The sequence below is a fragment of the Acinetobacter apis genome (genome assembly GCF_900197575.1).
GTDB lineage: Bacteria > Pseudomonadota > Gammaproteobacteria > Pseudomonadales > Moraxellaceae > Acinetobacter > Acinetobacter apis.
In genome coordinates, this window is record NZ_FZLN01000001.1 from 245,539 (window position 1) to 261,070 (window position 15,532).

The window sequence follows — 15,532 nt, forward strand, 5'->3', positions numbered from 1 at the left end:
CTCAATTTAAAATTAATTTAATATATTATAAATAAATTATTAAAATTTAAGTGTATTTAATGATTTTTAAAACAATGATTTATTCGTTATTGATCGGTAAAAAAACAAAATAATTAAAAATATTTTATGAATTTATCGGATAAATTGCATGGTATAGCTAAAAATATGACAAAAATCAGACATCCTTTGTGTAAATATATGTAATAAGAAATCATTCTCATTTCGTTTTACTTATACTTGGATAGATGTATGAAATATATATCAAGTCGTAAGAAGGATCTTCCTTCAAAAGTTTTATTGTCAGCATTGTCATTCACGGGCTCAGTTTTAACATCAACCGCGGTTTGGGCAGAAGAAACTACAGCACATCATCAGCTTGAAACCATCAAAACACAAGCAACACCGAACCCATCGTATTATAGTAAAGTCTCGAACAACAATAAGATCACAACCGCACTACTTGATACACCACGTACGGTAAACATTATTTCAAAACAAGAGTTAGAAGATCGTAATGTATCTTCTTTGCAAGAGGTGTTAAGAACTACTCCCGGAATTACTTTGGGGTCAGGCGAGGGGGGAACGCCAATTGGTGACCGACCTTTTATTCGTGGTTATGAAGCAAGTACTGATATTTTAGTCGATGGAATGCGTGATTATGCCCGTGGTTCACACGAAATTTTTAATATTGAATCTGTAGAAGTCAGCAAGGGTCCAGGCTCTATTTATTCAGGTCGTGGCTCGACAGGTGGAACCATTAATTTAATTACCAAAAAGCCAAAAGCCAAAACGGCATCTGAAGTTACTTCTGAGTATCAAACTTCAGGTCAAGGCCAAACCAAAACGCGTTTTACCACAGACAATAATGTGGCTTTCTCTGAACATATTGCAATGCGTTTGAATGCGATGCTTGATCGTGGTGAATTGGCCTATCGAGATCAAGTTGAAGTCGATCGATGGGGCATTGCACCATCCATTACCTTTGGTTTAAATACGCCAACAAGATTTACAGCAAGTTATAGTCGATTACAGTTTAATGATAAGCCTGATATGGGCGTCCCATTTTCTAATGCGCGAAACCCAAATCGTACCACTCCAATTGAAACACAAAGCATGCAAACCAATTTTGGGCGCCCAAATATTGATTTTAGAGAGTATCAATCAACCAGTATTGATTTAAATTTTGAACATGACTTTAGTGATGATCTTAAACTTAGATTTGCAGCACGTGATTTAGAAACCAGCCAAGATTATTTATTTACACGCGTGAGTTTTGGTTGTGCCAATAGTAGTGGCATTGCGTGTGTAACAGAAGGTCAAGGCTTAACGTATAACCGAGCAAACCGTCCATTATATCGCACAAGTCATGCCAATACTTTGCAACTGACTTTACAAAACAAGTTTAAAACAGGTGCACTTCAGCATGACCTATTGATGGGTGTTGATTACAGCAAAGAACGTATTGCCAATAAAGACATGACCATATTGGGTGCCGGAACGGAAACGGTAAATTTCTATGCACCAACGTATCGTGATTATCCAAATTTTGCGATTCAATATGGCGCGGAGAAAAAAGCAGGTGAAATTGAAGCAACAGGGCTTTATTTCTTAGATACGGTGCAGCTTCTTCCTCGACTTGATGTCAATTTAGGGTTACGTTTTGATGATTATTCATCAACCAATATGGTGAATAAAGTTAAAGAAAACATGTGGAATTATCAGCTTGGTGTCATTTATAAGATTGCACCTAAAGGTCGTTTATATGTTAATTATGCGACTTCAAGTAATCCAAGTGGTGAGAATTTAGGACAAGCAGGTGGGGCTGATGGTGTTGCAAGCGGAAACCGTTTTGCAGATAACGTCAAAGCAGAGCGAACTCGCAGTATTGAAGCAGGTACAAAGTGGGAAGTGCTGAATGATCAATTGTCATTAAATCTTGCTGTATTTGAAACAGAAAAAACCAATGCCCGTGCAGTAGATATAGATGGCTTAGTGACAGTCAATGGTAAAAACCGTGTACGTGGTACTGAGCTGAGTGCCGTGGGTCAAGTCACACCGCTTTGGTATATTACAGCCGGCTATACTTATCTTGACAGTGAATTGGTTGATAATGGCTATGACCGTGGTGTACCACGTCCTGAACGCGGTAATCGCATGAAGTTTATTGCGAAGCATAGTGCAAATCTTTGGACAACATATCAAGTGCAAGACAAATTGCGTGTCGGTGGCGGCATTACCTATGTAGGGCGTCGTTTTGTGGATGACATTAATAAGTATGAGTTGCCATCCCATGTTCGTTATGACGCATTTGCCAGCTATCAAATCATGCCTGAATTTGAAGTACAGTTAAATATCAATAATTTAACCAATGAACGTGTTTATGATGCATCACATGTGGGTGTGTTTTCAACAGTTGCACCCGGCCGCTCTTTTGGCTTGAAAGGTTCTTATCGTTTTTAATCTGCCACAACAAAAAAAAGGTTAGCAAAATGCTAACCTTTTTTTATGATGATGAAATTAACCACCAACCATCATACCGCCATTGACGTGAATGGTTTGGCCAGTAATGTATGAGCCATCTTTACTTGCTAGGAAAACAAAGCTTGGACCAACTTCACTTGGTAAACCGTAGCGTAACATTGGTACATCTTTACCTAAGTCATCAAGTTTTGATTTATCAACATCATTCCATGTGTGCTGAATTGGCGTCAAAATCGGGCCAGGTGCAATTGCATTGACACGTACCCCTGTGTGTGCAATTTGGTTTGATAATGCACGGGTAAAGCTTACCATCGCACCTTTAGTTGATGAGTAATCGACCAACTCTTTTACGCCAATATAAGCATTGACTGAAGTAACATTGATGATTGAGTCATCTTTTTGGAATTGTGGTAATAATGCTTTACTGAGGTAGAACATTGGATCAAGGTTAATATTAAATGTTTTGGTCCATTGCTCATCAGGAATATCAACTAAGTTGTTTTTAGGCCATTGTGCACCTGCATTACTGACAAGAATGTTGACTTTACCAAAGTCATTTAAGACATCTTGTGCAAATTTATAACATGCATCTTTGCCACCTAAGTCAACTTGGTAGACATTACATTTACGACCAATTTTTTCAATCCATTCTTTTGCAGATGCCGCTTGTTCACCTGATGAACTGTGGCTTGTAATTGCAACATCAGCACCTTCAATTGCTGCATGGAATGAAATTGCACGACCAATACCTGTTCCCCCACCAGTCACAAGTACAACTTTTCCAGCCAGTTTGCCTGTACCTTGGTAGTCTTCACGAATAAAGTTTTTTACTTCTTCTACACTTCTTAAATCAGAAATAGACATGAATCGTCTCCATTTATAGTTTTGATGCAAAGTTGCTTAATAACCAGTTAAATTGGTTAAACCGAGATGGTTAAGCGTTATCTCTATCTATTTGTATTTACGGTACGGTAAGTCTTTAGGTTGTGCCGTTTATTTGAATTCGAGTATAGAGGACTTATGACTATAGAATCTAAACTATTAATAAAAACAATACAATATATCCATCTAATTTGTATAAAAAAGACTTGCCTCACAAATTTGATGGCCTGAATTTAGGCGTTTTTCATGGACAATGCTATGATAAATGACATTTTATTTTTCAAGATTGGCATAGATCAATGAAAATTGTTGCAGATGAAAATTTAGCATTTACAGACTACTTTTTTGCAGATATTGCAAAAATTGACCATGTGGCAGGGCGTACTTTAACCCCGCTACAGTTGCAAGGTGCAGATGCATTGTTGGTTCGCTCAGTAACGCAAGTCAATGCAGCTTTATTAGACCAACAAGCCATTGGCTTTGTGGGGAGTGCAACCATTGGAACCGATCATTTGGATACTCAGTATTTAAATGAACAGCACATTACATGGGCAAACGCTGCAGGGTGTAATGCACAAGCTGTGGCTGAATATGTAATCACCGCTTTATTGTATTTAAGACCCCATTTACTGTCTAACCCATCTTCTTTAACGCTTGGCATTGTTGGTTTGGGAAATGTGGGGCAGCGATTGGCACATTTGGCACAACATTTAGGGTTGCGAGTGATTGGCTATGACCCATTTGTAGATGATCAGCATATTGAACAGGTGTCATTTGATCAGTTATTACAAGAAGCCAATGCGATTTCAATTCATGTGCCTTTGACTCAACACGGTTTATATCCAACGTTTCATTTATTCAATGCAACAACCTTCGCGCAGTTAAAACAAGATACCATTTTAATTAACAGTGCAAGAGGCCCTGTAGTTGCTGAACAAGATTTAATTGCCGATCTCAAGCAAACACAGCGTGATGTGGTCTTAGATGTGTTTGAGCATGAACCAAAAATCTCAAAACAGTTGCTAGATCTTGTACGAATTGCAACACCACATATCGCAGGATATAGCCTTGAGGGTAAAGCCAAAGGCACACAAATGATTTATGAAGCATTTTGTCAGCATTATCATTTTGCTATAGAAAAACAGTATCAAACTCAACTGCCTCCATGTGATCGCTTTTTTGAAGGACAAGATTGGCACAATTCATTGATGCAGCATATAAACGCAATATATGATATTCAGGCAGATGACAGCAATTTAAGAGCATGTATCCATGATGGTGTTGTGAATCAAGCAGCATTTGATCAGTTAAGAAAAACTTATCCATTACGCCGTGAATGGGCATCTCATGGAGCGGATCTTCTATGAATCACATCTCGTATCAGCCCACATGTCAAATCACCATGTTGTCAAAGCGTGCTGCAATGTACCGCAAAATTCGAAAGTTCTTTGATGACAAAGGCGTGATGGAAGTTGAAACACCAATTCTATCTGCAGCAGGAAGCACAGACGTTTATTTGGCATCGGTGGCTGCACAGCGTCATGTGCATGGTCAGTTGGCCACTCATTATTTACAAACGTCGCCTGAATTTGCCATGAAACGTTTATTGGCAAGTGGCAGTGGGCCAATCTATCAAATATGCAAAGTCTTTCGAGATGATGAACATGGTCGTAAACATAACAGTGAATTTACCATGCTTGAATGGTATCGCCCTGATTTTTCATTATTAGATTTAATGCATGAAACTGCTGCACTGATTGAATTATGTTGTTTTGAGCGATTTGGTCAGATTAAACCTGTGGTGATCAGCTATAAACATGCTTTTCAAGATCGGCTTGATATTAATCCATTACAGGCAACGGCGTTTGATTTAAAGCAGGTTGCAGAACGAGTTGGGTTATCACTTGACTTAGGTGATGACCGTTTAGGGTATATGGATTTATTATTTTCACATATGGTTGAGCCAACGCTTGGTTTTGATACACCAGTTTTTCTGACTGATTTTCCTCAGGAAATGGCATCTCTTGCCAAAGTAAGGCGAGATGAAGATGGTGAAGCGGTCGCTGCACGATTTGAGGTCTATATTGAAGGTGTAGAACTTGCCAATGCCTATGATGAATTGTTAGACAGTGATGTATTAGCCACGCGCTTTGAAGCAGATAATGCTGCCCGCCAACAGTTGGGTTTAAGCGCTATGCCAATTGATCAACATTTGTTGGCAGCGATTCCACATTTACCCGCTTGTTCAGGTATTGCTTTAGGGCTTGACCGGTTACTCATGGTGGCGGAGCAGCAATCTCGTTTAGAACAGGTATTGACTTATCCTGCCCATTTGGCGTGATAAGGTCATGGTATTGATTAATGGTTTAATTCAAGCTGCTTGTCTTTAAAGCGTGCTTTTAATTCACCAAGTGCTTCAATCCGCTTTTTAATGAGCATTTCACCAATGTCAGGGCCTTTAACATATTCAGGCAAGTCTTGGGCTTTAATGTTACGAACACACACAACCGCTTCTTGAATATATTGAGCTTGTGGATATGGTCGGTCTTCTAATCCCAAACGACCTTTTGCATCACTTTCACAGGCTTGAATAAATTCAATGACTTGTTCCGGGCGTCGAAGCACATCAAGCTTTTGTAATAGACGCCATAATGTCCCAGGCTTTAAAATTAGGGCTTGATGACATTTTAAATGCTCTTTACACACAATGAGGGCTAATTTTTTGGTTTGGCTTGGCACTTTAAGACGATCACATAGTTCAGCAACAGGAACAACACCGCGTTCTTCATGCATGATGTGACGCGGTAAAATATGAGCAGGGGTAAGTGCTTTACCCAAATCATGAACAAGAACGGCAAAGCGTACATCTAAACTGTAATTTTGTTGGCAAGCTTGTTTGAGTGACATCAACGTGTGCACACCACAGTCAATTTCAGGGTGAAATTCAGGACGCTGCGGAATTCCAAATAAAGCATCAATTTCAGGAAATAAAACTTTTAAAGCACCACATGCACGTAATACTTCAAAATAGACCTCTGCATGCTTTTCCATCAGTGCACGTGAAGTTTCTTTCCATACACGTTCAGCGACCAAATGATTTAACTCACCAGATGCAACCAGTTTTTGCATGAGGGCTAGGGTTTCATCTGCCACTGTAAAACCATAAGATGCATAGCGTGCTGCAAAACGTGCCACACGTAAAACACGTAGTGGATCTTCAATGAATGCATCAGAAACATGGCGTAAAATCTTATGTTCTAAATCATATTTACCATGATAAGGGTCAAATAGCTCGCCGGTTTCTTCATCGCGTGCAATGGCATTAATGGTTAAATCGCGCCGTGATAAATCTTGTTCTAAGGTAATATCTGATGAAGTTGAAAAGGTAAAACCATGGTAGCCATTACCTTGTTTGCGCTCTGTACGAGCAAGCGCATATTCTTCTTTACTGGTCGGATGTAAAAAGACAGGAAAATCCTTGCCTACCGACTGAAAGCCTTGTGCAATTAATTCTTCTGGCGATGCACCGACCACCACATAATCTTTTTCTTGGTAAGGGTGGCCAAGGAGCTGATCTCGCACTGCACCACCAACTAAATAAACACGCATGAAAAAACCTCTATTCTAAACATTATCATGCATCAGAATAGAGGTTTGTACAAGTCACAACATGACATCAAATGTCAAATGTTTAGCTGTCTTGTTGAATTGCCGCAACAGTTAATGCAGTCATATTCACCACACGACGTGTTGTTGCCGTTGGAGTGAGAATATGCACAGGTTTTGCAGCACCAAGTAGAATTGGACCTACAGTCACATTTTTACCTGAGGTTGATTTTAAAAGATTAAATGAAATGTTTGCAGCATCCAAGTTTGGCATAATCAAAAGATTTGCTGAACCTGTATAGTTTGACTGTGGTTGAGCAAATTGACGAATATTTTCATCAAGTGCTGCATCACCATGCATTTCGCCTTCAACTTTTAAGTCAGGTGCTTGTTGTGCAAGTAAACTGTAAACTTCACGCATTTTTTGCGCACTTGGATCAGTTTGATTGCTTCCGAAGCTTGAATGTGAAAGTAAAGCCACACGTGGTTCAATACCAAAGCGACGTACTTCTTCAGCAGCTAAAATAGTCATTTCAGTAAGTTGTTCTGCTGTTGGGTTTGTATTGACATACGTGTCTGCAATGAACAAGTTACGGTCAGCCAACATCAGTGTATTTAAGCTAAAGAAATGGTTTGAACCTTCTTTTTTACCAATCACATGACGGATAAACTCAAGATGGGTTTCATAGCTGCTATAAGTACCACATAGCATGCCATCAACTTGTCCAGTTTTAACGAGCATTGAAGCAAGTAAGGTTGCGCTACGGCGTGCTTGATGCTGAGCATCGCTTGCAGTAACACCTTGACGCTTCATGATGTCATGATAGGTTTTCCAAGTTTCTTCATAGTGTGGATTGTTTTCAGGATCAATAATTTCGATATTGATTCCGCTGTGCAAACGCAAACCAAATTGTTTGATTTTCTCTTCAATCACAGCAGGGCGACCAATTAAAATTGGACGAGCAATGCCTTCATCTACCACAACTTGCGCTGCACGTAACACACGTGCATCTTCACCTTCGGCATAAGCAATACGTTTTGGTGCTTTTTTCGCTTTAGCAAAAATCGGCTTCATAATGAAGGCTGTGTTATAAACAAACTCAGACAGCTTTTGCTGATAAGTTGCCATGTCTTCAATAGGACGTGTTGCTACACCTGAATCCATTGCAGCTTGTGCAACAGCAGGCGCAATTTCTAAAATTAAACGTGGATCTAGTGGGCCTGGAATTAAATATTCACGACCAAATGCAGCGGCTTTTTCGCCATAAGCAGAGGTATCTGCTTCAACATGTGCCATACGTGCAATTGCATGTACACATGCAATTTTCATTTCTTCATTAATGGTTGTTGCACCTACATCTAATGCACCACGGAAGATATATGGGAAGCAAAGGGCATTGTTAACTTGGTTTGGATAGTCAGAACGTCCAGTTGCCATGATCACATCATCACGGACTGCGTGTGCATGTTCAGGCAAAATTTCAGGGTTTGGGTTAGCCAAAGCAAAAATGATTGGTTGATCTGCCATGGTTTTAACCATGTCTTGAGTTAAAATGCCTGCAGCAGATAAACCTAAGAACATATCTGCACCATGAATCACTTCATGAAGCTGTGTTGCTTGGATGTCTTGTACATAACGCTGTTTTGATGCATCTAAATTTTCGCGCGCTGTTGTTAATAAGCCACGTGAATCTGCTACAGTGATGTTTTCGCGTTTCACACCAATAGCACATAATAAATCAAGACAAGATAATGCAGCTGCACCCGCACCTGATGCGACAACTTTTAAATTTTCAATTTTTTTGCCGCTAATTTCTAAGGCATTAAGCAGTGCTGCACCAACAATAATACTGGTTCCGTGTTGGTCATCATGAAATACAGGAATATTCATGCGTTCACGAAGTTTTTGCTCAATGTAAAAACATTCTGGTGCTTTAATATCTTCTAAGTTAATGCCGCCAAATGTAGGTTCAAGTGCTGCAACCAAATCAACGATTTTATCTGGATCATTTTCAGCAATTTCAAGGTCGAATACATCAACACCTGCAAACTTTTTGAATAAAACACCTTTACCTTCCATGACAGGTTTTGATGCTAAAGGACCAATGTTTCCTAGGCCAAGTACCGCGGTTCCATTACTGATGACAGCCACAAGGTTACCACGAGCAGTATATTTTGCAGCAGTTGATGGGTCACGTGCGATTTCAAGGCAAGGTTCAGCAACACCTGGAGAATAAGCTAGGGCTAAATCGCGTTGGTTGCTGAGCTGTTTGCTTGGCGTGACACTGATTTTACCTGGCGTTGGAAATTCATGATAAAATAAGGCTTGTTGCTTAAGTGTTTGATCGTCCATTTCTATCTCATTGGCTTTTACAATAAATTAAGAAGTTCATGCTGGTGCATCGTATTTCAATTTCAATATAGCACTACTTCTTGTTTCAGCACAGTTACAACAGGTCAAAAATATGCAACTGAGCTGATTTTATTGAATAATCTTTAAACGTTAGCGGAAAATTTGCTGAAGATATAAGCTGGCATCGGTCGCATTGAGCGGTTTAGAAAAAAAGTAGCCTTGCACAATATCGCATTCTTTTTGGTGGAAAAAGTCCAATTCTTCTTGTGTTTCAACACCTTCAACTACAATCACTAAAGACATGGCTTTGCCCATGGCAATGATGGCATTCAATACTGCTTTTTGTGTTTTGTTATGCATATTTTTAACAAAATATCGATCAATTTTAATAATATCAAACGGAAATTCAGTCAAATATGCAAGCGAAGAATAGCCTGTCCCAAAATCATCTAAAGAAAGTTTGATATTTCTTGCTTTAAATTCATTCAGTAAATCACGGATATAATCTGTTTTTTCAACCAATGACGACTCGGTAATTTCAAATTCTAAACAGTCACCATCCATTTGATATGTTGCCAATATTTCATCAAGTGATTTGAGCAATTTGCCACGATAAAGCTGCTGCGGATCAACATTAATTGAAATTCGTACTTTTGGTAGGTTAAGATCTTGCCAAATTTTGAGCTGATGTACCGATGCTTCAAGAACATATTCACCAATATCTGAAATTAAACTGGTTTGCCGTGCAAATGATAAAAAATATGCAGGGGACATAAGTCCTTTTTCAGGGTGCTTCCAACGAATTAACGCTTCAAAACTTACAATTTGATGGTTTGACAATTGAATTTTAGGCTGATAATACACCTCTAATTCATTGTTTTTAATTGCTTGTCTTAGTTTGTTTTCTAAGTCAACATCTTGAATATATGCATTATTCTGATCTTTTGAATAATACTGTACAGTGTTTCCACCGACACGTTGTGCTTGTAATAAGGCTTGATGGGCATGATTGTTAAGTTGATCAAAATCAAGCGCATGTTCTGGAAAAATTGCTGCACCTAATGACACAGTAAGGATCAATTCTTGATTGGCTACATTTAAAGGTTCACTAAAACTGCTTACAATCTGTCCGCAAGTTTCTTGAATACTCGGGCAGGTATGATCAATTTCATAAACCAAAACAAATTCTTCACGATTCAAATACGCAATCATAAAGGCATTTGGGTTAGTAATTCTCAAATGTTCTGCCACTTGTTGTAAAAGTAATGTTGTGGTTTGATTGCCTAAGAATTCATTGAGTGCTGTAAAACGATCGATGGATAAATGAATAATGGCAAGCTGAGAAATGTTTTGTCGCTCAGTAATTAAATATTCATAGACTTTATAGTTGTAGTAAAAACGATTTGGTAGACGGGTCACAGTGTCGTAATTTTCAAGATAAGACAGACGCTTTTCTTGCTGTTTGTAGTCTGTTAAATCTGAAATGATACCGACATATTGTACCGTATTTAAGTATTCATCTTTGACCACTTGAATATGACACCGCATGTTCAATTCTTTACCTGAAATAAAGCGTTCTTCAAATTCACCTTTGAATTGACCTTTTTTCAGGACTTGGTCTGTGATTGAGTAATGTAAACTACGTTTTGATGTGTCATAACTGTCTGTAATCTCAAAGATATTCTTTTCAAGTACATGGCGTTCACTTAATCCTGTCATTTTATAGAAAAAGGGATTAGCACTGACATAATTGAGTTTAGCATCTAAGATGACAATGCCTAGATCCACATATTTAATAATGTTACTTGATTGCTCAATGCGATCACGGTCTTGTTTTTGTTGCTCAATATTTTTAAACAAACCAATCATAAATGTGGGTTCAACAGTCCCTGGTTTATTTTGAATAATTTGCCCAATAGCAGCAAACCAAACCCATGTATTGCCATGAAAAATTCGACATTCACATTGAAAAATTTCATCTTGATGAATAAAGTGATGCTTTAATTGTTTAAGAAAAATGGCAATATCATCAGGATGAATAATGCCTTCTAAATATTTTTCTATGATGGCATCATTTTTTAGGGTAGCAAAAAATTGGTCATTTTCTTTAAAAATGCCTGCAGTAATATCCCATTCCCAAGTATGGTTATAGGTGGTTTTTTTTGCCAATTCAATGATATGTTGTTGCTTGTAAATTAAACTAATTTGGTCTGATAATTGATGCTGATATTGGTCAAGTTGCTGTTGGGTGTGTTCGTTTTTTCCTTCTAAATCATGCTGTGTTTGCAGCATTTTTTCTAATTTTGTATTTAAATTTTGCTGTTGATGCTGCTGTACTTTTAACTGATCCTGATGCTTTTCAATATAACTTTCAGACTTAATCAATTGTTTCACATGCTTGGTGTATAGGCGATTTAAGCTGATTGCACATAAGCAGACAGCAATAAAAATAAAATTAAATGACAGCGGAATAAAGGGGTTGGTTGTGTCATTTGGTAGCGGTTGTAATAGCAAAATTGGAAAACAGACGGGTAAAGCAACCAAAAAGAAATAAATTAAACGATAGCTTAAATAGACCAAAGCAAAAAACAGTGAAGAAATGACCAAGACCAAGGCCAAATAAAAGGTATCTGAAAAGAGCAAATGATGATAATTAGAAGGCAGATAAATATGTACCAAGTAGACAAAGAAGCCAATATTTAATCCTGTGATTAAAGTAATGACTTCATGGAAATGGTGCTTAATTTGAATATTTTGGATGTTTTTAGCAAACCACTGCGTATAGATAAACGCACTGATACTTAAAATACTACTGACAATAAAATAGGTGTTAAAAATAAATTCATGGTTGCTTGAATTAAAGCGATAATTAATAAATATAAAAAAATAAGTTAGAAAAGTTGTGGCTAAAAAATAAGGAATCGTTTGTGCAGAATGCTTTATTTTATGCTGTTTAATCTTTTCATTTAATAAGTCATTTTGTGTGAAAGGCATGGATTATCCCACATAAAAAACGGTAATTCTGTTACTCATTTCTCCATTTTAACGTTAAAAGTTAAAAAAACTAGAAAAATTTCCGATTTGCTCATGACTTTAGTATGAAGTTGAGAATCGATAAAGCAACAACAGGGGCTGTTTCTGTTCGTAAGACACGCTCACCAATACACCAATTTTTAAACCCAGCTTGATTGGCTTGTTCAATTTCATGTGCAGATAATCCACCTTCAGGCCCAACCAAAAGACATACGTCATGGCTCAACTGCGCTGTAATGTCTTCAGCATGGTCATCTGTTGGCGCAAGCACGAACTTTGTGTTTGGCAGGGAATGTTGTAACCACTCCGTGAGTGGCAAGGGCGGGAGGACACGTGGAATTTGATTTAAACCACATTGCTCACAAGCTGCAATGGCAACAGCTTGCCAATGGTCAATTTTCTTTTGATCACGCTCATACTTTAAACGCATTTCGCAACGTTCGCTGGTCAGAAGTTGAATGCTGCTGACACCAAGCTCTACAGATTTTTGAATGGCATAATCCATACGGTCGCCTTTGGACATGACTTGACCGAGTACAGCACGAAACTGCGGTGTGCGATTGTCTGCACAAAACGACTCAACTGAAATAGTCGCATTTTTTTTATTGATTTCAATCAATTGAACCGTATATTCGCCACCTTGATTATTAAATAATACCGCTTGATCACCTACTTTCGCGCGTAATACCCGTACCCAATGATGAAAAACAGGTTCAGTCAATTCAGTTGGGTGGTTTACTGCTAAGTCTGCATCAATATAAAAGCGGTTACTCATAAGGTTTCAAAGCCCAATCAATTTCAAAGTAAATAATATAAGTGTCATTTGATATTGTATATTAGCCTTTCGATAATACACATTCAAAACGATGTCCATTCATATGGGCATGACCTCTGCCTGATGTGAAAAGACTAAACAAGGTATGATGACAATGGTCGGCATCATACCTGTTGTTTGTTAAATATCAATACGTCTATTTAAAATCTTGAAATCAGAAGGACTATTCGATTTAAAAATACTTTAAAATTCGAATCTGTTTATTGTTGTGCTTGAATTTTGAAAATGCAGAAACCACAGGGTAGAGTAAAAGACATAATACCAAACTCATTGCCCAAAGACTGATGACATGATCAAAACCAAAATATTGCCCTTGATTTAAGCCAAAGTAGGCAACTGCTGCGATATACATCAGTTTAAGCACATAAAGATGAATAATATAAAAGAACATTGGTACTGAGCCAAAAGTTACCAATACACGTAACCATGATTGATGCTGTAAATGTTCAAGTAAAACCAGTAACAACAAACCAATCCCAACATTCCATGCAATAAATAAAAGAGAAGGTGGGTATTTAGTTAAGTTAAAAAAGCTACACAGGGTTTCTAATGCTGTTGGCATTGTTTGCCAAACATGATCCCCATATATGTTCAATAATCGCAAACTAAAAAAGAGCAATAAGGCTGTGATGGCGACAGAGAGCAAAGCTTTTTGTCGCTGCCCAACCGATACAGCTGAGTTAAACCAAGTTTGTCCGATGTTATATCCAAGTAAAATCACACCAATCCATGGTAAAACAGGATAAGAAGTTCGAATACGAAGTGCTGAACCCACATCAATCCAACCGCGTTGATGCAATATATTCCATAACGGCTGAAAAGCTGAGTGAGGAAATGAAAGGTGATCAAGCAAATTATGGCCACAGATGATCAGCAAAGCAATTGCCCATCGCAGGTTTTTAGGCAAGGTGATTAATGCTGCGAGTGCAATCATACTAATGCCGATTGCCCAAATGACTTGGAGGTAAATGGTATTCGGAATGATTTGCCCAGTCCAAGCAAAATTCACGAAAGTCAGCTCAAGCACAATTAAAAATAAACCACGTTTTAGTAAAAATGATTGTGTGGTTTTCAGTTGCTGATGCTTTGAGTGATATAAAAATGCTGATAAACCCGTTAATAAGACAAAAACAGGTGCACATAAATGTGCCAAAGTCCGGCTCAAAAAAAGAGTAGGCTCAGTTTCGCTGATGATCATAGGATCAGGCACTTGATGATGTAAGAAAAAGGTTTCTCGAACATGATCGAGCATCATGATCAAAATAACTAGTCCTCGCAAAGCATCGATTGCGATTTGCCGATGAAGATTCTGAATGGCCATGACTCTAAATATAATTAAATGATATGTTATAAGGTAACATATATTGCCGAAGGATAAACCATGACAAACAATAATTATTTAAATTAGAGAATAAGAACAATGAATTAATTTAAATGGAATGTTGATGTTTTAATTTAGTGCAAGTACCCGTTTGTACTTGCACATACAGGACTTTACAGTTTAGCTTAAACGGTAATATTTATAATGTGCTGTGCCACTATACACCGCATAACCATTTTGTCTGAAATCAGAAACCCAATCTTTGCCAGTATAGCCTGCAATATGACCATACTCATGTGATTTTGTACGCGAAATAATATATATATCGCCTTTTTGTGGGTTATTAAATGCTGGACTAATTTGTTTATAACCAATTTTTTCTAAAGTACGTCCCCAATCTGCAGCAGCGATTGGATGTGAAACCACTTGTGCACCTGCTGACTCAAGCGCTAAACGAACATGCTTGGCACATTTTTCTGTACTGCGTCGATGGGCATTGAGTGCAAGGGTGCTTGAAAATTTACTGACATTGATTGCTTTTTTATGTTTGCTGGTTTGGGCAGTTGCAGTATAAGTTTGGGAATGACGATGTTTTGATTTGTTCTGTGCTTTTAACTTTTGCTGAGTAGCAACTGGTGTTTTCTTTTGTACAGTGGTATGTGTGGTATGTTTCTTTGTACTTGGCTTTTTATGTGCCGTTGATTTTTGTTGAGCATGTGCTGTGATATGAGTATGTACGCTGGCATGGTGAGCGTGATTTTGGTGATGTGTATGGTCAATCATTACAAAATAATTCTCTTTAAACGCATGACATAGTGAATAAATTATTCAGCCATTTTTTAGAAGATGCCATACTACAATATCAATTCAATGCAATCTAGAGAATGACAATGAAAAAGACCGATTAAAATGTAATGAATTAATGCATTATAAAAAAATAAAATTTATTAATCATCTATTCATTTCATAAAATAGAATAAGACAATTGTATAATGTTAATTTATCAGTCATTAAAATAAAA

The 15,532-nt window shown here is 37.8% G+C and carries 10 protein-coding genes; 3 read left to right on the plus strand and 7 right to left on the minus strand.

What is annotated here, in order from left to right:
- The first annotated feature begins 249 nt into the window (after nt 1-249).
- Complete coding sequence (locus CFY84_RS01080; RefSeq protein ID WP_088822302.1) at nt 250-2,460, plus strand: TonB-dependent receptor; 2,211 nt, start codon at nt 250-252, stop codon at nt 2,458-2,460.
- Nucleotides 2,461-2,517: 57 nt separating this feature from the next.
- On the opposite strand, the gene CFY84_RS01085 is transcribed toward CFY84_RS01080, so the two are convergent.
- Nucleotides 2,518-3,345 (minus strand): SDR family oxidoreductase, encoded by an 828-nt coding sequence (locus CFY84_RS01085; RefSeq protein WP_088822303.1) that lies wholly within the window; start codon nt 3,343-3,345, stop codon nt 2,518-2,520.
- 317 nt (nt 3,346-3,662) lie between these two features.
- Here CFY84_RS01085 and CFY84_RS01090 point away from each other — a divergent pair, with 317 nt between their 5' ends.
- Nucleotides 3,663-4,730, plus strand: coding sequence for a 4-phosphoerythronate dehydrogenase (locus tag CFY84_RS01090; protein ID WP_088822304.1), 1,068 nt, complete (start codon nt 3,663-3,665; stop codon nt 4,728-4,730).
- Entirely contained in the window at nt 4,727-5,704 is a 978-nt protein-coding gene (epmA, locus tag CFY84_RS01095) for an EF-P lysine aminoacylase EpmA (protein WP_088822305.1), read from the plus strand. The genes CFY84_RS01090 and epmA overlap by 4 nt, the downstream gene beginning before the upstream one ends.
- A gap of 17 nt (nt 5,705-5,721) precedes the next feature.
- Here the strand turns inward: epmA and CFY84_RS01100 are convergent, their stop codons facing one another.
- The 6 genes from CFY84_RS01100 to CFY84_RS01125 form a co-directional block, all read right to left on the minus strand.
- A complete protein-coding gene (locus tag CFY84_RS01100; RefSeq protein ID WP_088822306.1) occupies nt 5,722-6,972 on the minus strand; it encodes a multifunctional CCA addition/repair protein in 1,251 nt (416 codons plus the stop codon).
- An 82-nt stretch (nt 6,973-7,054) separates the two neighbouring features.
- Complete coding sequence (locus tag CFY84_RS01105) at nt 7,055-9,322, minus strand: NADP-dependent malic enzyme (protein ID WP_088822307.1); 2,268 nt, start codon at nt 9,320-9,322, stop codon at nt 7,055-7,057.
- A gap of 150 nt (nt 9,323-9,472) precedes the next feature.
- Nucleotides 9,473-12,316 carry an EAL domain-containing protein gene (locus tag CFY84_RS01110; protein WP_088822308.1) on the minus strand — a complete coding sequence of 948 codons (2,844 nt, stop codon included), beginning with the start codon at nt 12,314-12,316 and terminating at the stop codon, nt 9,473-9,475.
- 91 nt (nt 12,317-12,407) lie between these two features.
- Nucleotides 12,408-13,130: a 16S rRNA (uracil(1498)-N(3))-methyltransferase gene (locus tag CFY84_RS01115; protein WP_088822309.1), complete on the minus strand. Its 723-nt coding sequence runs from the start codon at nt 13,128-13,130 to the stop codon at nt 12,408-12,410.
- A 232-nt stretch (nt 13,131-13,362) separates the two neighbouring features.
- Nucleotides 13,363-14,511, minus strand: a complete 1,149-nt coding sequence (locus CFY84_RS01120) for a DUF1624 domain-containing protein (protein WP_088822310.1) — start codon at nt 14,509-14,511, stop codon at nt 13,363-13,365.
- 180 nt (nt 14,512-14,691) lie between these two features.
- Nucleotides 14,692-15,294: a C40 family peptidase gene (locus tag CFY84_RS01125; protein WP_088822311.1), complete on the minus strand. Its 603-nt coding sequence runs from the start codon at nt 15,292-15,294 to the stop codon at nt 14,692-14,694.
- Nucleotides 15,295-15,532 lie beyond the last annotated feature (238 nt).